This window comes from Roseibium sp. MB-4 (assembly GCF_053005265.1).
This window is the reverse complement of the sequence record NZ_JBRKQB010000001.1, coordinates 787,907-807,229: the sequence shown is the minus strand read 5'-3', so window position 1 is coordinate 807,229 and position 19,323 is coordinate 787,907. Positions and strand designations below refer to the sequence as shown.

Genomic DNA, 19,323 nt, shown 5'->3' with positions numbered 1-19,323 from the left:
TTATGGCCGAGGACTTTGAACACGCTGCGGATGTCGTGCGCCAATACGACAAGGACCGCTATCTGAGCGCATTGCTTGCACCGGAAGACCATCGCCCGGGGCTGATGGCGCTTTATGCTTTCAATGCAGAGATTGCCCGGATCCGGGAAATCGTCTCAGAGCCTTTGCCGGGGGAAGTTCGGCTCCAATGGTGGCGGGACTTTCTGGAGGGTACATCCCACGGCGCAGTTGGAGCCAATCCGGTTGCCTCCGCACTCGCTCAGACCATTGATCGCTACAAACTTCCGAAAAACGGCCTGATCGCCATGACGGAAGCGCGGATCTTTGATCTCTACAATGATCCGATGCCGAACCTCAACGATTTGGAGGGGTATACCGGTGAGACGGTGTCCGGGTTGATCCAGTTGGCGTGTTGGGTGCTCAACAACGGTGAAGATCCTGGCACAGCACCAGTGGCGGGTCACGCGGGGGTGGCGTACGGCATGACCGGCCTCATGCGTGCGCTGCCCTGGCATGCCTCCCGCCAACAAATGTACCTACCGAAAGACGTTTTGGATCGCCACGGCGTTGACCTGCAGACCGTATTCAAAGGCGAGGCAACCCCGGAGCTTGCCGCTGCACTCTCAGAAATGCGGGCGCATGTGCGCCATCACATGTCCCGGGTCAAACAAGCTGCGAGCGATGTTCCCGATACCTGCCGGGCCGCGTACCTCCCGCTGTCGTTGGTTGAACCTTTCTTGAAAAAGATGGAAGCTGCTGACTTCAATCCCTTGAAGGACGTTGCGGAACTTTCGCAACTGCGCCGTCAGTGGATCTTGTGGCGCGCAAGCGGCAAATCAGTCGCCAACCTTTAGGCAACGAAACGCGCGAGCTTGGTGAGGGACATGGTCGAACTGACGGAGCATGCGCCGGAATGGGCGGATCAGTTTGAGGACGAGGCTCTTCGGGTCTCGCGTATCCTCGGAGACAATCTCAGCAGCATTCATCATATCGGCAGCACGGCTGTGCCGGGATTGGTCGCAAAACCCATCATTGATCTGATGGCAGAAGTGGCAAGTCTTGAGGCCTGCGATCAGGCGCAGCCGGCGATGCAGTTGCTCGGCTATGAGGCCATGGGCGCTTACGGCATTACAGGAAGACGCTATTTCCGCAAATTCAACGCGGATAGGCGCCGGACCCATCACCTACATGTGTTTTTGAATGGATCGGATCACGCTATCCGACATCTGGCATTCCGGGATTATCTGATCGCGCATCCCGAAAAAGCCGATGAATACGGTAACCTGAAACGAAAGCTCTCAAAGATCGATGACGGAGACTGGGATAGTTATGTCTACGGCAAGGATCGCTTCGTTCAACGGACCGAGCAATTGGCTCTGGACTGGTATGCGGGAAGGGGCGCCTGAACCGCCCCCCACACAGTTATTCAGCTGCTTCGCGGACGGGGCCGATCTCTGCTTGCCAGGCGGCAAAGTCTGTCTTGGCCCGCTGCGTCATCGCCAACTTTTTGGCTTTTGACTTTTCCTTGCCCTTGATGCGCTTGCCGTCGGGGTCTTTTGTTGGCGCCTCGACCAGCGGGAACAGGCCGAAATTGACGTTCATCGGCTGGAATGAGCGCGGTTTTCCGGCCCCGTCATCCCGGCTGATATGACCGCCGGTGATGTGGCCGAGCAATGCGCCCATGGCTGTAGTTTGCGGCGGTGTGATGGTGTCCTGCCCTTTGGCTTCCATAACCGCAAACAGTCCGGCCATGCAGCCAACAGACGCTGATTCCACATAGCCTTCACAGCCTGTAATCTGTCCGGCAAAACGCAGACGCGGATCCGCCTTCAAACGCAGGGTGCCATCCAGGACTTTCGGTGAGTTCAGGAAGGTGTTGCGATGGAGGCCGCCGAGACGGGCAAACTGCGCGTTTTCCAGCCCCGGGATCATTTTGAAGATGTCGCCCTGCGCGCCGTACTTCAGCTTCGTTTGAAACCCGACCATGTTGTAGAGCGTTCCGAGGGCATTGTCCTGACGCAGCTGGACGACCGCATAGGGTTTGACATCCGGGTTATGGGCGTTGGTGAGGCCCATGGGCTTCATCGGCCCGTGCCGCAAGGTTTCGCGGCCGCGCGCCGCCATCACCTCGATTGGCAGGCACCCGTCAAAGTAGGGAGTGTTTTCTTCCCATTCCTTGAAGTCGGCCGTGTCGCCCTCGATCAGGGCGTCGATAAAGGCCTCGTACTGCTCTTTGTCCATTGGGCAGTTGAGATAGTCCTTGCCGGTGCCACCCGGGCCAACCTTGTCGTAACGCGACTGGAACCAGGCCTTGTCGAGATCAATGGAGTCGAAGTGAACGATGGGCGCAATGGCATCGAAAAAGGCCAGCGCATCTTCGCCGCTTTTCGCAAGCACGGCTTCCGACAGTGCCGGTGAGGTGAGCGGGCCTGTTGCGATGATGACTTTTTCCCAGTCTTCCGGCGGCAAGCCGGCGACTTCATCGCGCGATATCGTGATCCGGGGGTGCTCTTCCAACGCTTTGGTCACGGCATCAGAAAAACCATGCCGGTCAACGGCAAGCGCGCTGCCGGCCGGAACCTGATTGGCATCGGCAGAGGCCATGATGAGCGAACCAAGCTGACGCAGCTCATGGTGGATCAACCCAACAGCGTTTTGTTCAGAATCATCTGAACGGAAGGAGTTGGAACAGACCAGCTCAGCCAAACCGTCGGTCTGATGGGCTTCTGTTTTGCGAACCGGCCGCATTTCATGCAGCACAACGTCAAATCCGGCTTGGGCGATTTGCCAGGCAGCTTCAGACCCGGCAAGGCCGCCGCCAATCACATGGATGGGGGGCATGGCGATTTCCTTCGGAATTGTGTGCCTTTGAGTGTTCTGCCGAGCCCGATTCGTATTTTCGGATCTCCCAGCTTCTGCAAGGCAACTCTCTTGCGCCCTGATTACAGGCAAAACAAATCCATCGCAACGGTCCGGTTAAAGTGGTTCGCAAACACTGTTGAACAGCCGAATGCGGTCTTGAAGTCGGCAGGTCCTTGATAGGTAACCGCGATTTTCGATAGCTAGCCAGCTGATCTTTTATGCTGTGTGACAAGACGTTAAATACTTTTCTGGCAAAGGAAAAATTTACGCAACAATAACGCTTGCAGCCTCCCGGCTAACAATGACAGCTTTGTGAAAAGGCGCAAAAAGTGCGCCTTAGCTGTGCGCGGAGGTATCCCTATGTGGAAGGCATCTCGAACCGGAATTGAATCAAATACACCGACAACGTGTCACGCCATACCCAGCCGTATTTCTATGGAACGATGGTCCGTGTTTGGGTTTGGGCTGATGATGGCGTCGTTGGTCTTCTTTTTCATGCCTGGACAAGCAAAGGCTGTCGAAATTGAACGCTTTGCCAACCATCTTGTTCTAAGCGGCGAGATTGCGGATTACAGCCCGGGCGCCTTGAACCGGAATTTGGTGGAAGCTCTGCTGGATTTGGCATTGGCCGGTGATCGCAAATCGCCAGTGTATCTGCATCTCAATCTTCCCAAAGGCGGTGATGCTGCAGCTTCTTTTCGTCTGGTGAACATCATAAAATCGGCGCAGGACCAGGGCACCCGCGTTGTCGCACAAGTGTCGGCCGGAGACACCTGCATGTCAGGCTGCACCTTTTTGTTCCTTGCCGCAGACGAACGCTGGATGGCCCCTGAGGGTCGGCTGGTGTTCCATGGATTCACCCAAAGGAACGCTGCGCGGCCAGTCCCGGTTCCAGAGCGGTACATTCAGACTTATTACAAGCTTCTTGCCGCCGCCAATCAGACATTCTTCGAGTTCTTCAAAGCCGCCAGAATCATTGAGGATGACCGCAAAGTCGGTTTTACCGGACAGACACTGTTTGACGAGCGCGCATTTGCTGGTTTGGTCACTCGGCTGCTTATGCATTGATTGCTGCAGAAGAATCACCGCAACATCCAAATGAATAAAGTCGCCAGCGTATCCGGCAAGTGAATCATTCTCGTCCGAGGAACGCTGATGACCTCTCCGCTGTCGCCAGTCGGAATCACTGCGGTTGCCGCACTGTTGATAGTCACTGCGTGTGCCAGCCAGTCGACCAGCGAGGCGACCGGCTGGTTTGGTACACATGATGGTGTCCCGCCCAAAGCCAGCAAGGTTTACATCTGTCATGGATTTGGTTGTGCCTACAAAACGCCTGTGGAGTATTCCCGTCGGGATCTTGCTCGGCTGCGTGCGATCCTGACATCCGGCCGTGCGTCGCCAGATGCTGAACGGCAGGCAATTGCAAAGGCGGTTGTCTGGCAAGAGCGCCGCGTTGCCTCAACTGTCGGGTCTCAAGACGATATCGGTGGTTTTGATATCGAGAATGCTGGCGTATCCGGTCAAATGGACTGCATTGATGAGAGTACGAACACAACGTCTCTTTTGTTAGTTGTCCAAAGACACAAGATGCTGAGGCATCACCGTGTGAGCTCTCCTGTTGCGCGCGGTTTTTTTCTTGATGGCCGCTATCCTCATGCGACTGCGACAGTCACCGAAAAGAAAACCGGTACGGTCTATGCCGTTGACTCCTGGGTGCATGAAAACGGCAAACGGCCAGATATCATGCCAATCGAACGTTGGCTGGCCGAGGGTGACCGCTGGTTCCAGAGCTCATAAAAAAACGCCTGCCGGTGGGAGGAGGATCCGGCAAGCGCTTTTTGAGGTCTGCGGGAAACCCGCAGAGGATCACGGTCATTGGCTGGGAGGAGGATGCCTTTGACCGCGAAACTGAATTACTTGATGGCGGCGCGGGCGTAGCGCGCGATGTCCGCACGGGCAATGCCCAGGTCGTCCAGCTCACGGTTGGAAAGGTTGGACAGTTCGTCGTAGGTCCGACGGTAGCTTTTCCAGTTGTTGAATTTGCGTACAACGTTATCGATCATGGCTCTGGCCTTTAATATCTAGTGGCCATGACACCGCGGATCGGCGACTGGCCCGTTCATCTCGTTACAGCGGGGAAATAGTTGTTTTGTGCGCTGCGAGGTAGAGGGGCAAACGCGAAGCTGATATGCAAAAAACGCAGGTTTATGAAGGGTTAACACCTGTTGGAGTGGCGTTCAGCGCATAGCGGTGCTGAGCGCTGCGGCACGGCAGTTCGCTGAGCAGCCTCTGGTCATGGCCAGCTGTATCGGGGCTGGGAAACCTGCCGCCAAACAAAAGAGCAGGATCTCTTTCGGCTCCCCTCAGCAAGGTCTTATCGAAAACGCGGAAGACATGGCTCAAGGGCATGGAAGCCACAGGACGACCAATCACGCGCAGCAAATCGGGCCTGAGCCACAACGCTTAAGGTTGGGAGAGTGTGTGTTTGGGAAAACCGGCCGTCAGACAAACAAACACCCGCCAGTGGGAGGAGGTACTGGCGGGCGTTGTTTCGACGTGACAGGGCTGGGAGGAGGATGCCCTGCGTGTCACACGTCCGTTGGCTGGGAGGAGGAGTGCCTCGGGACGCGATCTCTAAATTTTCAATCAGCCTTCCAGGCTGCGGCGGGCAACAAACTTGATGTCGCCCCGGCTGATGCCGAGATCCTGCAGCTCGCGGCTGGACAGGCTGGAAAGTTCGTCAACCGCGCGGCGGTAGGATTTCCAGTTGTTGTATTTGCGTACAACGGTATCAAACATTTTGTTTTTCCTTATTGGCAGAGGTGTTGTCGCCAACCCGCTGCGTCGTTGTTGAAATCATATATATTTCACCAGCCAAATTTAAAGAAGTGCCGCGTCTGCATGCCTGACATGCGTTTTGTGCATTGCAAAAAATATAATCAAGCTAATCGATTTAATCTATCGGAATAATAAGAGAAAACAATTGCTTGAGATTTTATGTTGCGGAGCAATGCAGCTCCGCAACTCAGATTGCTGATTTATTCAGCAGCATCCGGGGCGCGATGCGGTCTGCGGTGTAATAATTCTGCAAGAAACTGGCCTGTGTAGCTCTCTTTGACAGACGCCACATCTTCCGGCCGGCCGGCTGCAACAATCGTACCGCCGCCATCGCCACCTTCTGGTCCAAGGTCAATGATCCAGTCTGCCGTCTTGATGACTTCCAGATTGTGTTCGATCACCAGAACGGTGTTCCCCTGATCGACCAGTTCGTGAAGCACATCCAGAAGTTTGGCAACATCATGGAAGTGCAAACCGGTGGTCGGTTCATCCAGAATATAGAGTGTTCTGCCCGTGGAGCGTTTCGACAATTCCTTGGCAAGCTTCACCCGCTGCGCTTCACCGCCGGAGAGCGTTGTGGCCTGTTGACCCACCTTGATGTAGCCCAGCCCGACGCGCGCCAGAGTTTCCATCTTGTCGCGCACGGCAGGGACGGCGGAGAAGAAACTTGCGGCTTCTTCAACAGTCATATCTAGGACATCGGCAATGGATTTGCCCTTGAATTCCACTTCCAGGGTTTCCCGATTGTAGCGTTTCCCCTTGCAGACGTCGCACGTAACGTAAACGTCCGGCAGGAAGTGCATTTCAATCTTGATGACGCCATCGCCCTGGCAGGCCTCGCATCGGCCGCCCTTGACGTTGAACGAGAACCGGCCAGGCTGATAACCACGGGCCTTGGCCTCCGGCATTCCGGCAAACCACTCCCGGATCGGGGTGAAGGCACCGGTATAGGTCGCCGGGTTAGATCGCGGCGTCCGGCCAATCGGCGACTGGTCGATGTCGATCACCTTGTCCAGAACTTCAAGGCCCTCGATCCGGTCATGCGGTGCCGGATTGTCCCGTGCGCCATTCAAACGGCGAGCAGCTGACTTATAGAGCGTATCAATCAGGAACGTGGATTTGCCGCCACCGGACACACCTGTGACACATGTAAATGTGCTGAGCGGCACGTCGACATCCACGTCCTTCAGGTTGTTGCCACGCGCACCTTTTACGGAAATCTTGCGCTTCTTGTTGATCTTGCGCCGTTCTGCGGGCAGCGGAATCATTTTTGCGCCGGACAGATACTGACCTGTCAGCGAGTTGCCATTGGTCATGACCTCCTGTGGCGTGCCCTTCGCAACGACCTGGCCGCCATGAACCCCGGCGCCGGGGCCGACATCAACCACATAGTCGGCGGTCAACACGGCATCCTCGTCATGCTCGACCACAATGACCGTATTGCCGAGATCCCTGAGGTGCCGAAGCGTCTCCAGCAGACGGGCGTTGTCGCGCTGATGGAGCCCGATGGAGGGTTCATCGAGAACGTAAAGGACGCCCGTCAGGCCGGAGCCGATCTGCGAGGCGAGACGAATGCGCTGGCTTTCACCGCCGGACAAGGTGCCGGAGGACCGGGCCATTGAAAGGTACTCAAGGCCGACATCGTTCAGGAACTTCAGCCGTTCGCGGATCTCTTTCAGGATGCGACCGGCGATCTCTGTCTGCTTGTCGTTGAGTTTTTCAGGCAGCGCGTCGAACCAGAGTGCTGCTTCCCGGATCGAGAGTTCGGTGATGTGGCCGATGTGCCGGTCTGCGATCTTCACGGCGAGAGCCTCCGGTTTCAGACGGAAACCCTGACACGAGGGACAAGCGTGATCCGATTGGAATCGGGCCAGCTCTTCTCGCACCCAGGTCGATTCCGTTTCCCGCCAGCGGCGCTCAATGTTGCCGATAACGCCCTCGAACGGTTTTTCGGTCCGGTAGCTGCGCACACCATCGTCATAGACGAACTCAATCGCTGTTTTCCCGGTTCCGTGCAAAACGGCATCTTGAACCTCAGGGCTAAGATCCTTCCAGGGCGTTGCCATCGACACATCATAGTGCCGGCACAGGGCCTCCAGGGTCTGCGTGTAATAAGGCGACGTTGATCCGGTCTTCGCCCATGGCAGAACCGCGCCTTCCCGCAAAGACAAGGTGTGATCCGGGACAACGAGGTCTTCTTCAAAGGCAAGCGTTGTGCCGAGGCCGTCGCAGGTGGGGCAGGCACCAAACGGGTTGTTGAACGAAAAGAGGCGCGGCTCGATTTCCGGGATTGTGAAGCCGGAAACCGGGCATGCGAATTTTTCGGAGAAGATCATCCGCTTCGGATCACCGTTTTCTTCCTTTTCGCCCGCAAACTCTGCAATGGCAATCCCGTCGGCAAGTTTCAGAGCTGTTTCAAGGGAATCAGCCAAGCGGCCCGCGATATCATCGCGCACGACAATCCGGTCCACGACCACGTCGATGTCGTGCTTGAATTTCTTGTCCAGCGCAGGAGCCTCGGAAATCTCGTAGAAGGTTCCGTCAATCTTGACCCGCTGGAAGCCTTTTTTCATCAACTCCGCAAGTTCCTTGCGGTATTCCCCTTTGCGGCCGCGAACCATCGGCGCGAGCAGATAGAGGCGACTGCCTTCTTCCAGATCCATGATCCGGTCCACCATCTGACTGACGGTCTGGCTCTCGATTGGCAGTCCGGTCGCCGGTGAGTAGGGGATCCCGACACGGGCGAACAGGAGACGCATGTAGTCGTAGATCTCGGTGACCGTGCCGACGGTGGAGCGTGGATTGCGGGAAGTCGTCTTCTGTTCAATGGAGATCGCCGGGGACAGACCATCAATCTGGTCGACATCCGGCTTTTGCATCATTTCCAAAAACTGACGCGCATACGCGCTGAGGCTTTCCACATAGCGCCGCTGGCCTTCTGCGTAGATCGTATCGAAGGCGAGAGAAGACTTGCCCGAGCCCGACAATCCGGTCATCACGATCAACTTGTTGCGTGGCAGATCGAGATCGACGTTCTTCAGATTGTGTTCACGTGCACCACGGACGCTGAGCACTTTTGTTGGGTCGTTCTTCCAGCTCTCGGTGTCAGGGGCCTTCGGCGTCGTCATATTGCGTGTCTTTCTGGTCTTGTGCAGGCCGCCCAATCTGGGCTCATGAATGAATTTGGTCCGGCTAAGCGGGCAGGGCGGGCCACTCGGATCCGATATAGCAGTTTCCAGTTGGGCTTCCAGATGGGCATTTGCGGAAAATGCTCTTCAAGGTCACCAGGAGCCCAAAAAGGGGCCTGCGGAAATTGCGCCAAGGATACGAAACTGATAAGAACAAAACAAGTACATATATACCGAAGGCAGACCAATTTACGAAATGAGATCTGGCGCGGCTGGGTTGCCCCGGTTCTATCAAATCTTTGGCAAGTGTGCTGATGCGGTGCATACGGGAACCGATAAGTGCTCAACATTGTGGAAAATGGGGGGCATGCGGAAAAAGTGGCGGCGATCAAGCGAGGAGATCGTTAGGGTGTGGCCCAATAAAGCTGCGCCTCTTCAGGGCGTCAGGCCGTGCTGCTGCCAAAAAAGCTGGGCCGGAAGCAAAAAGACAAACAGGAGCTGAGTATGGCGGGAAGTGTCAACAAAGTCATTTTGGTTGGGAACCTTGGAGCGGATCCGGAAATCCGGCGCACCCAGGATGGTCGGCCGATTGCCAATCTGCGAATTGCAACATCCGAATCCTGGCGGGACCGCAATTCCGGCGAGCGCCGCGAAAAAACCGAATGGCACCGTGTGGTCATCTTCAATGAAGGCCTATGCAAGGTGGCTGAAAACTATCTGCGCAAAGGCTCCAAGGTCTACCTGGAAGGCCAGCTGCAAACCCGTAAGTGGCAGGACCAATCCGGGCAGGACCGGTATTCGACCGAAGTCGTGCTGCAAGGGTTCAACTCCAATCTGACGATGCTTGACGGACGCGGCGAAGGCGGCGGTCAGCCCGGCGGATTGCCGGATTACGGCAATGACCAGGGCGGCGGCGGATTTGGCGGCGGGTCTTCCGGTGGCGGTGGCGGCAGCTTCGGCGGCGGCGGCGGTTACGGTGGCGGATCTTCGGGCGGCGGATTCGGTGGACCATCCGGCGGTGGTTCCGGTCCGATGGATGATGAAATACCGTTTTAATTCATGAAATTTCGCGTCTGGCGTGTGTCGGGATGCCGGCACGTCAGACGGAGACATGCAAATACGTCACACTGACGTGATTTGGAAACCTACACCGTACCTACGCACTTAACCTTACGTATGGGCTTGGTGTAGTATTCTCCTCTAAAATGACACGAAATTGCGGTCCACGCCGGATTCCCGAAAGGGGCGGCTGGAAGACCGTGCGGGTGATCAAGGACTGCTCATATTTCCAAAAGCAGCGACCGGATGACCAACGAGGCAGGAACAATGACCAGGGTTTTGGGCGCTCCTGGTTTGTATTGGACAATTTGAAATACAGGTCTTGACAATGCGAACGAGCATGATGGCACACGGCAAACCGGCCTCCGGCTACAAACTGTCTTTTGGACAAAAAATTGGCGCCGGCCTGAAGGCAGGCTTGATGGCAAGCGTTCTGGCAACGGGTTTCACCGCGCTGCCGGTTGCTGATGCCGAAGCCCAAGGCTTTTTCCAGCGCCTATTCAATCCTGAAGCCCAGCAACGCCAGCGTGAGCGGGAGCTTCAGGAGCAGCGCCGCAAGAAAGCGACCAAGGTTCGTGTGTCTGCCCCGCGGTACCTGACCTACAAGCCGGACACTTTCAAAGCCGTCTCGCTTGCGCCTTTGTCGGAAAAGAAAACTGCGGAAGTCACGCCGTCCACGGCCGACGGCAACGCAGCGTCTATCAATGATGCTGACATCAGCACGTCCACGCCTGTTGTTTTGACCCCCTTCGATGAAGCCCGCTCGGCACTGAAAGACATCAAGCTGACGGTGTTGCCGGAAGTCGGCGATGCGCTGATCGCGTTTTACCGGGAGTACCCTGATTTTCTTTGGGTCAAAGATGGCAAGCCGACGGCCAAGGCTGCGCAAATGCGCCGTGCTTTGAGAAACGCTGCCGCTTATGGCCTCAACCCGGCAGATTATGTCGTGGCCCTGCCGGCAACCGCCTCGCTGGACGGCGACGACCTTGATGCGGCGGTCATGCAGTTTGAAATGGAGCTGAGTGCAGCCGCGCTAACCTATGTGCTTGATGCGACCCGCGGCCGGGTCGATCCAAACCGGATTTCGCAATATCACGATCTGCCACGGCATGATGTCGATCTTGTCGGTGCGCTGGAAGAGTTTACGGCATCTGGCAATATGGCGACCGCGCTGGAAGCCCATCAGCCGCAAAGTGATCACTTCAAGAAATTGACCGCTGAGCTGGCTCGTCTCAAGGCCGAAGATGAAGAATCCGACCAAATTGTGATCGCGCCTGGTACGTTCCTTAAGGCGGGCAAATCCAGCCCTGAAATGAAGAATATCGTTGCTGCAATTTCCAAACATGGCTCTGAGACGCTGAAAACGGACCATGCAGCGACGCTTGCAGCCTATGACGGCTCCGATCTCTACACGCCTGAGCTTGTAGCTCTTGTAAAGAGCTTTCAGAAGGAAACGAAGCTCACGGCAGATGGGATTGTCGGCAAGAACACGATCAAGGCCATGGTCGGTGAGACCAATGCGGCCAAGATCGCCAAGGTCGAGCTTGCAATGGAGCGGAGCCGCTGGCTTCCGGAAGATCTGGGCGATCGGAAGGTGTTCATCAACCAGCCGGCGTTCACCGCAACATACTATGAGCCGGGCACTGACCCGATGTCGATGCGCGTTGTCGTCGGCAAGAAGTCCAACCAGACCAACTTCTTCTACGACAAGATCGAGATCGTTGAATACAACCCGTACTGGGGCGTGCCATATTCGATCATCGTCAATGAGATGATTCCGAAGCTTGCTGCCAATCCGTCCTATCTGGATCAGGCGGGCTATGAAGTGACGACGCCGGGTGGCCGCAAAGTGTCCTCCGCGTCAGTCGACTGGTATGCGGTCGCCAACAAACAGAAGTCGATCAATGTGCGCCAGTATCCGGGTCGCTCCAACGCGCTTGGCGAGGTGAAAATCCTGTTCCCGAACAGGCATCACATTTACATGCATGACACGCCGTCAAAGAGCTTGTTCAACAAAGATACGCGCGCATTCAGCCACGGCTGCATCCGTTTGCATGATCCAAAAGGCATGGCAGCGGCAGTTCTTGGAAAATCGACGGATTATGTGTCCTCTCGGATTGCTGCGGGTCAGAACGCCCAGGAAAAGGTGACCGGTGATATCCCGGTCTACGTGTCTTACTTCACGGCATGGCCGGAAGCTGACGGCTCGATCGGGTTCTACACGGACGTTTATGACCGCGACCGTTACCTGCTCAAGGCACTGGAGAAAACCGAAGAGGTTCGTGCCAAGGCCCGCGCTTCTTGAGACTGGTTCCCGTAATAAATGAAAAGCCCGCCGAGTGTATCGGCGGGCTTTTTGCTGGACGAGTGCAGTTGGCTGAGGTCGTCGTTTCAGCTGTGCCACCCGGGCTCTAATCGGGCAAGAAAAAGCGCCCGGTCTTCATAGCCGAACGGCTGCCGGCCTCATTTGTCGATCCAGCTGGCTGAGCCCGCCTGGTGGGCAAAAGCGGGCCCAGAATTGTCAATCAAGACTTGAGGCAATCCGCCAGAGAGTCTGCCAGGCTTGTCAGCAGAGCCGGGTAAAGGTCCGGGCCGTTCGCAAGCTCAGTGCCAAGCGGATCCAAAACGCCGACTTTCGCATCGCTGCCCTCGATCACGACATTGACCAGCTTGGAATCGAATTGCGGTTCCTGGAAAACGCAGACAACGTTCTGGTCACGAACACGGGATTGAATTTCCGCGACTTGTTCTGCGCTTGCCAAAGCCTCTGGCGTCACTGTGATCGCACCGCTAGCTTCGATGCCGTAGTGGTGTTCAAAGTGATGATAGGCGTCATGGAACACGATGAATTTCTGACCTTTCACCGGTTCCAGCTTGGCGGAAATCTCTGCTTCCAGGCCAGAAACCTTCTCAGCAAAAGCCTTGGCGTTTGCCTTGTAGGTATCGGTGTTGGCTGGATCAACTTCTGACAATGTGGTGGCCATCGCATTGGCAATCGCAATGCCGTTTTCCGGGTTTAGCCAGATATGCGGGTCGTTGCCGCCGGCATGATCGTGCCCATGGTCATGCCCGTGATCATCATGTTCGGCATGCTCTTCTTCATGAGCGTGTTCGTCATGATCATGTGCATGTTCTTTGTCGTGATCATGGTCATGCCCATGATCATCGTGCGCAGCATGCTCTTCTTCATGTTCATGCTTGTCATGATCGTGTGCGTGGTCGTCGTGCCCGTGATCGTCATGACCATGATCGTCGTGGTCGCCATGATCATGGCTGTCGAATTGGTCACCCTCACGCCATTTCAGCTGTTCAATACTCTCAAGATCAAGAAGTTCGACGCGGGCAGCTTTGTCCGCCATCGATGAGATGGGCTTTTCCAGCGAAGAAGTTAATTCAGGACCAACCCAGAACACGACATCGGCCCCTTCAAGGAGAAAGGCCTGGGAAGGTTTCAGAGCAAACCCGTGGGGAGAGGCTGCACCGTCAATCAGGATGTGCGGTGTGCCAACACCTTCCATAACAGCGGCTGCGATAGAATGAACCGGCTTGATCGTGGTCACGACATTTGGTCCATCCGCAAACGCAGGAGCCGACAAGGCAGACCCGGCAAGCACGGTCGAGGCAGCAAGAGCAAGGCGAAATTTTCGGGCGTTTTGCATGGCGGTTTATTCGGTCATCCAGAGGAACAGGGAAATTGATCTCATGTTACTTTGTAACATGTAACGGTATAACGTTCATGGATTTGGCGTGCAAGCGATGACTTTCGCTGGTTCAGGCTGATTGCTTGGAATGCTGCGCGGTCAGGTCTATGGTGGCGCCTCTCAGACAAACGACCAATCAATGACTTCACAAGCGCCAACTCTTCTCCCGAAACTCCTAACATCCTATCCGCCCAAAGCCGGGCCTTTGATCGTCACCATCTATGGTGACATCGTGGAACCGCGTGGTGGCACTTTGTGGATGGGTGATCTGATCACGCTGTGCGGACAATTTGGCGTCAATGAGTCGTTGGTGCGGACGGCCGTATCTCGCCTGGTCGTAAGGGGGCAGCTTGAAGGCGAGCGCAATGGGCGGCGCAGTTACTACCGGCTCACCGATGCCGCGGGAGAAGAGTTCCAGTCAGCATCGGAGCAGATATTCGGTCCGCCGGATACCGACTGCGGTTTGTTGTTCATCGTCCAACCGGACCGAACGGATCACCAAGGTCTCGTCGATCAAGGTTTTGGGGCTGTTTCAGAAACACTGTTTGTTGGAGCTGATCGGCCAAGCAGAGTTGCAACAGGCGCCTGTTTCAAGGCTTGTCCTGATCAACGCAGCACAAACGAAGTTGCCGAGATGCTCAACAAAGTTTTCGGACTGGAGCAATTGGCCTGCAGGTACCAATCATTTTTCACGAAATTTGAGGCACTGGACTGCGTTGGCTTGTCGGGTTTGGAGGCCGTCACCATAAGGCTCGCTATGGTCCATGAATTCAGAGCCATCCGGCTGAAGGACCCTCGGCTTCCGCCATCCGTTTTGCCGGATGATTGGGATGGACTTGCGGCGCGCCGATTGTTCGCCAACAGGTATCTTGAACTGTCAGAAACGGCAGATCCTTTCATTGGAGCAAGCCTGACAGGGCAGGGCGGAGCTCTTGAGGGTAAAACCGGGCCGATCCTGAAACGGATTTCTGTTCTACAATCTTGAAACCGCGAAGTTGCGGGAACAGTTTGATAACCGCATTACATTTGAATGACGAGGCGGTCCCGTCCGGCCTGTTTGGCCTTGTAAAGAAGCCGGTCCACACGCTCCAGAGCCGTGTCGAAATCATCGTCCGGCTCCACGAGGGCCAGACCTGCGGACAGAGTCACGGATCCGATCGTTTGACCCTGCTTGCGGTTGACCAGCTTGTGCTTGGTGACGCCCAAACGCACCCGTTCAACAACGTCCGCACATTCTATTTCATCTGCATTGTCGAAGAGGATTGCGAATTCTTCACCGCCATAGCGGCAAAGCACATCCTGGTTTCGGATGAGGCTTTTGATAGCGGTCGCTACCAGTTTAAGCACCTGGTCGCCGATAATGTGTCCGTAGGTGTCGTTGACGTTCTTGAAGTGATCGATGTCAAGCAACGCCAAAAAGTACTTCGGTCCCATGCGTGCTTGTCTTGCTGCGAACTCGGCCTCCAGATATCGTCGGTTGTAGATACCTGTTAGCGAATCTGTGAAGATTTCGCTCTGGCTGGCGGCGAGTTCTTGCTCCAGCTTTACCGTGCGCGTGAGAATCTCGTCCATGTTGTCGGACAAGGCCTTAATGACATCGTCTTTTGTGCTTTTGCGTTTCGCAACCTTGCACAACTCAGCCGATGTTTCGGCGGACGACCGGATCGCATCAAGGTGTCCTTGTGAGCGTTTCATCGACTCGAATTGTTTCTCTGAGCTGACATTTGGCTGCACGAAGTTTTCGTAGACGAAAAGCAACGCTTTGGCCGTCAATCCCTCTTCGCTCGCGATGAGACGTTGAACTTCCCGTGCAACCGGAGAGCCCGGTTCTGTCAGAAAGAGATGCAGGACATGAAAAATACGCGGGTCGCAATTCAGGTCGTGACGATCAATTTCCGACACAACCTGTTCGCACAAAAACGTCATGAGCACGCACACCAGGACAATGATTCTTCTTCTAAAGCGAGAGTAGTGAGAATAGGGCAGGATCTCTAGGCGAAATCGAATTCGCTGCGGAAATACGTGAATAAAATCGTTGTAAAAACAATTCAAAGACGTGGTGCTTAGATCTGCCTAATTCAGGTTGTTGCGATTGGTTAAAAATTACGGGATCGTTGTCCAATCCCGATCGGGCTTGCGTCCGTATGCAGTCCGAACTGATGACATAGACGGCTAATCTATCGGAGGGGAAAGTGGCCCGTTTCATCTCGTGTCTCCTTGCAGCAATCGCAGCGGCCCTTCTGGCGGGGGCGCCAACGAAGGCATCTCCCGCTGTTGCGCTTGAACATGTGGTCTCCGTTCTGCCTGTTTGGCCTGGCCATCAACAAGGTGGTTCGGGAGCCCGGCCGGGGCGGGCTCCGGAAGGCAGCGGAGTGGTTATCCGCGAAGGCATAATCGCAACTGCTTGGCACGTGATCGAACCCGCAACACGCATCGATGTCCGGCTCTCAGATGGCCGTATTCTGCCGGCGCGGTTGCTGGCGCAAGATACGTCCACCGATATCGCGCTTTTGAGGATCGAAGAGCCGGTCGAGCCGATCGAGATCGCCGAAACAGCAGCGATTGCTCAACCTGTGTGCGCAATCGGAAATGCCTTTGGTCTCGGTTTGTCCGTAACCTGCGGTGTGGTTTCGGCCCTGAATGTCAGCAATGCCGGGTTCAACACCGTTGAAGACTTTGTCCAGACGGATGCTGCCGCAAATCCAGGTTCGTCAGGCGGGGCGCTGGTTGACCAAGATGGTCGGTTGGTCGGCATGGTCTCTGCCATTTTTGCCTCCGATGCCGATGCCAATATTGGCGTCAATTTCGCGGTTTCATCGCAGCTCCTTCTGCGGGTAACCGACGCTTTGATGGCAGATGGGAGCGTCACCTATCTGGAGCCCGGCTGGCGCCTCAATAGAGCGCGCCTGTCGCAACTCGCTGAAATCGCAGCGCCGGCAGTTGTGTCCGTTGATCGCGGCAGCCCGGCAGACAGAGCGGGGATAAAAGCTGGAGATCAAATTGTATCCATTGGCGCGCAGCGCGTCTTGAGCCCACGAGATGCCGCATCTGCCATGGCAGTTCTGCCGGAGACAATAGAACAGGTCAGCCTGACGCTACAAAGGTCTGGCGAGACAAAAACTGTTTCATTGTCTTTTGCGGAAGAGACAACGCAGGTCGCCTCTCAACTGGAAACGGCTAAAGATCCTGACTGCCCGCATCCTGAAGACGTCTGTCAAATGCGTCAGATTGTTTTTCCGGTGTCCAGTTTTGATCCCGTAGGAAGCGCAACACGCATCGCAGACGATTTGTTGGTGACCAACCGGCATGTGGTCGGCAATTCGAAGACCGCGACGGTGCACACACCCTCTGGACCAAAGACGGCGACAGTTCTTCCATCAGCCTATCAGGGAGATCTTGTCTTGTTGCAGGTGGACGGATTGCCCGACGGGAGTGTGATCCCGGCTCTGAACGCTTCGCCGGTAGCGTCGCCTGAAAGCAAAGGTGCCTTTTACGCGATTGGTGCAGACATTGCGCGTAAGCAAGTCCGGGTGTTTGATCCGGGCGAATTGCTGTCTCCTCCGGCAAGAGATGGCGTGTTTGGCCGTCTTCACGTTACGGTTCAAATGCAACCGGGCGTCAGCGGCGGAGGACTTGTTGACACAGCCGGCCGCCTGGTTGGCATTGCCGTTGGTGGTGGTGACGGCCGATTTGAAGCGATCCCCTTGGGTGATGTGACCAAACTTCTCGATCTGCGCAGCGATCCGCAAGCGGACCAAGTGACCGAAGAACTTGGGAGCGGGTTTGAAGCCTGCGCGGCATTGCTCGACACGTCTGGGGGAGGGCAGCCCGGTACGACTGAAACTACCGACCTTGCATCGATTTGTAGTAAAGCTGCGAACCATGGACAGTTGCTCAAAGCGGGGCGCATCTTGGCCCAGGCAGGTCAGTTCGACGACGCAATCAGGATGCATGGGCAGGCTGTGGAGCAGGTTCCGAATTCCATTAACTCCCGCATGTCATTGTTGGTATCACTTCAGCTCGCCGGCCGGTTTGCGGAAATGACCGGACATGCGCGCAAGCTCTTGGAGCTTGCCCCCAACGACCCGCAAGCGCTTCGGTTCTCAATCCAGTCCGGTGTCTGGGGCGGCGATCCGGAACTCGCTGAAGACGGCTATGACGCGCTCCTAGAAGCCGATCCACGCCAAGCACAAGCCGCCAGGCGGTTCATCGACGCTGCCCCACCAGCCCCACCACGCCGGTAGCCCGGTGTATATGTGAGGTAACCTGACATGAGCTGGATCGGTGAACAGAAGTTTTGGCTTTTTTCCGTTTCCATATGGCCTGAAAATTCTACGATTTGGTTCGTGAAGGAGTGATGTCGGATTGATGCTCTTTTGTCAGAGCTGTCTTCAAGAACCTCAGCCGACCTTATCAGCGCTTGGCACCAAACCTCATGAGCTGCAGCGTTTGTGATGAAAACAAAAAGAACGCCCGTCGCATCAAGTGGTTAGAGGCGGAACACAGACCAGCGATGAGGCGAAGTCTGTTCACCCGTTCACGCTTACAACCAAACACCAATGTAGCTGCTATTGATGTGAGATTTATCAAAGTCTGCAACTGATAGTCTGTTCGCGGCCCAATGAACCGATCCAACTTTTGGCTTTGAACCGAAGCACTGCCCGCCAGGTGCGCATATCCATGCCTAAACAAATTAAGCCGGAAAATCGGCCTGATTGAGTTTTGGGATCACTGCACAGCGCAGCTGACTTGGAGGCCTCATCGAATCATTGCTAGCGGTTCGGTGATCGCGGCTTTTAGGCATTGTTTCTGGAAGCGGGTAAGGGTCTTTCTCCACGCCCAGCTTTGGTTGCTTTCTTCGGTCGACGTCACGTGCCAGCGTTTTCGCGGGACATAACCGTACACACTTCGCTTCCGCTGGATGGATACCATCTTTTCAGGTGGCGTGGATCAGTTTAACGCAAGTTCTTCGATCTTAGCGGCTGCCTCCCGCAATGCTGGCAACACCGATACAAGGTTTTCGAAGGACAAACGTTGTACAGGTGCGTGTATGGAGAGCGTTGTAAGCAATCGTCCTTCGCTATCCTTCAGGGGCACTGCAATCGCTGCCATGCCTTCCAGCAATTCTTCATTGTCGGTTGAATAACCCCTTGCCCGGGTCGTTGCGAGCTCCTCACGCAAAAGGTTTTTATCGGTAATTGTCTTTGGCGTGTGTTTCTCGAACTCCATCCAGGACAGCAAGCGGTCCAGCTTCTCCGTTCGCAATGACGACAAGTACATCTTACCGCTTGCCGTACAATGGAACGGGACATGAGACCCGATGCGCAGCTGAATGCGCAACGGCCAATGCGTTTCGACCCGGTCAAGATAAACCATTCCAAACCGGCCGGGCGCAGCGAGATTGCACGTCTCGCCCACCTCCTCGGCCAAGGCTTTCATCACGATCAATCGCTCGGTCCTCATCCGTTGCGATGACAGCGTGTTGCCTGCAAGATGGCGGAGCCTGCGCCCCGGCCCAAAGGACTTACCGTCGACGTCGCGCTGGAGAAACCCTTCTTCTTCGGCTGTTGTCAAAAGCCTGTAAACAGTGGGTTTGGGCAGGTTCAGTGTCTCGGCCAATGTTGCGCCAGTGACCGGAACCCCGGAGCGTGCGACCTCTTCGAAGATCAGCAAAAGCCTCAGGTTCGTCGGAATTTGTCCTTTTGCATCCGCTTCTGCGTCTACCGACATTCAGT

General features: G+C 55.7%; 15 protein-coding genes. 8 read left to right on the top strand and 7 right to left on the bottom strand.

Going from position 1 to position 19,323, the window contains the following annotated elements; all coding sequences use genetic code 11:
- The first annotated feature begins 2 nt into the window (after positions 1-2).
- Together ACVDG4_RS03875 and ACVDG4_RS03870 are read left to right on the top strand one after the other, a co-directional pair.
- Positions 3-854 carry a phytoene/squalene synthase family protein gene (locus ACVDG4_RS03875; RefSeq protein WP_447234086.1) on the top strand — a complete coding sequence of 284 codons (852 nt, stop codon included), beginning with the start codon at positions 3-5 and terminating at the stop codon, positions 852-854.
- A gap of 30 nt (positions 855-884) precedes the next feature.
- Positions 885-1,406, top strand: a complete 522-nt coding sequence (locus tag ACVDG4_RS03870; protein WP_447234085.1) for a GrpB family protein — start codon at positions 885-887, stop codon at positions 1,404-1,406.
- Between the two features lie 16 nt (positions 1,407-1,422).
- Here ACVDG4_RS03870 and trmFO read toward each other — a convergent pair whose 3' ends face one another.
- Positions 1,423-2,841 carry a methylenetetrahydrofolate--tRNA-(uracil(54)-C(5))-methyltransferase (FADH(2)-oxidizing) TrmFO gene (gene trmFO / locus ACVDG4_RS03865; protein WP_447234084.1) on the bottom strand — a complete coding sequence of 473 codons (1,419 nt, stop codon included), beginning with the start codon at positions 2,839-2,841 and terminating at the stop codon, positions 1,423-1,425.
- 456 nt (positions 2,842-3,297) lie between these two features.
- Between trmFO and ACVDG4_RS03860 the strand changes: the two genes are divergently transcribed.
- Both ACVDG4_RS03860 and ACVDG4_RS03855 read left to right on the top strand, forming a co-directional pair.
- Positions 3,298-3,930, top strand: coding sequence for a hypothetical protein (locus ACVDG4_RS03860; protein WP_447234083.1), 633 nt, complete (start codon positions 3,298-3,300; stop codon positions 3,928-3,930).
- 87 nt (positions 3,931-4,017) lie between these two features.
- On the top strand, positions 4,018-4,659 hold the full coding sequence (locus ACVDG4_RS03855) for a hypothetical protein (protein WP_447234082.1): 642 nt from the start codon (positions 4,018-4,020) through the stop codon (positions 4,657-4,659).
- A 116-nt stretch (positions 4,660-4,775) separates the two neighbouring features.
- On the opposite strand, the gene ACVDG4_RS03850 is transcribed toward ACVDG4_RS03855, so the two are convergent.
- The 3 genes from ACVDG4_RS03850 to uvrA form a co-directional block, all read right to left on the bottom strand.
- A complete protein-coding gene (locus ACVDG4_RS03850) occupies positions 4,776-4,925 on the bottom strand; it encodes a DUF1127 domain-containing protein (RefSeq protein WP_008194643.1) in 150 nt (49 codons plus the stop codon).
- A gap of 583 nt (positions 4,926-5,508) precedes the next feature.
- The gene (locus tag ACVDG4_RS03845) at positions 5,509-5,661 is read right to left on the bottom strand and encodes a DUF1127 domain-containing protein (protein ID WP_082429181.1); all 153 of its coding nucleotides are present in this window, start codon (positions 5,659-5,661) and stop codon (positions 5,509-5,511) included.
- A 239-nt stretch (positions 5,662-5,900) separates the two neighbouring features.
- The gene (gene uvrA / locus ACVDG4_RS03840; RefSeq protein ID WP_447234081.1) at positions 5,901-8,828 is read right to left on the bottom strand and encodes an excinuclease ABC subunit UvrA; all 2,928 of its coding nucleotides are present in this window, start codon (positions 8,826-8,828) and stop codon (positions 5,901-5,903) included.
- 504 nt (positions 8,829-9,332) lie between these two features.
- Between uvrA and ACVDG4_RS03835 the strand changes: the two genes are divergently transcribed.
- Positions 9,333-9,884, top strand: a complete 552-nt coding sequence (locus ACVDG4_RS03835; protein WP_133949830.1) for a single-stranded DNA-binding protein — start codon at positions 9,333-9,335, stop codon at positions 9,882-9,884.
- A gap of 331 nt (positions 9,885-10,215) precedes the next feature.
- Positions 10,216-12,192, top strand: coding sequence for a L,D-transpeptidase family protein (locus ACVDG4_RS03830; RefSeq protein WP_447234080.1), 1,977 nt, complete (start codon positions 10,216-10,218; stop codon positions 12,190-12,192).
- Positions 12,193-12,412: 220 nt separating this feature from the next.
- Here the strand turns inward: ACVDG4_RS03830 and ACVDG4_RS03825 are convergent, their stop codons facing one another.
- Positions 12,413-13,546 carry a zinc ABC transporter substrate-binding protein gene (locus ACVDG4_RS03825; protein ID WP_447234079.1) on the bottom strand — a complete coding sequence of 378 codons (1,134 nt, stop codon included), beginning with the start codon at positions 13,544-13,546 and terminating at the stop codon, positions 12,413-12,415.
- Positions 13,547-13,727: 181 nt separating this feature from the next.
- On the opposite strand from ACVDG4_RS03825, the gene ACVDG4_RS03820 reads away from it, so the two are divergent.
- Positions 13,728-14,573 (top strand): PaaX family transcriptional regulator C-terminal domain-containing protein, encoded by an 846-nt coding sequence (locus tag ACVDG4_RS03820; protein WP_447234078.1) that lies wholly within the window; start codon positions 13,728-13,730, stop codon positions 14,571-14,573.
- 35 nt (positions 14,574-14,608) lie between these two features.
- On the opposite strand, the gene ACVDG4_RS03815 is transcribed toward ACVDG4_RS03820, so the two are convergent.
- Positions 14,609-15,514 (bottom strand): GGDEF domain-containing protein, encoded by a 906-nt coding sequence (locus tag ACVDG4_RS03815; protein ID WP_447234077.1) that lies wholly within the window; start codon positions 15,512-15,514, stop codon positions 14,609-14,611.
- Between the two features lie 266 nt (positions 15,515-15,780).
- Here ACVDG4_RS03815 and ACVDG4_RS03810 point away from each other — a divergent pair, with 266 nt between their 5' ends.
- Positions 15,781-17,832, top strand: coding sequence for a trypsin-like peptidase domain-containing protein (locus ACVDG4_RS03810; RefSeq protein ID WP_447234076.1), 2,052 nt, complete (start codon positions 15,781-15,783; stop codon positions 17,830-17,832).
- Between the two features lie 706 nt (positions 17,833-18,538).
- On the opposite strand, the gene ACVDG4_RS03805 is transcribed toward ACVDG4_RS03810, so the two are convergent.
- Positions 18,539-19,318, bottom strand: coding sequence for an IclR family transcriptional regulator (locus ACVDG4_RS03805; RefSeq protein WP_306147147.1), 780 nt, complete (start codon positions 19,316-19,318; stop codon positions 18,539-18,541).
- Positions 19,319-19,323 lie beyond the last annotated feature (5 nt).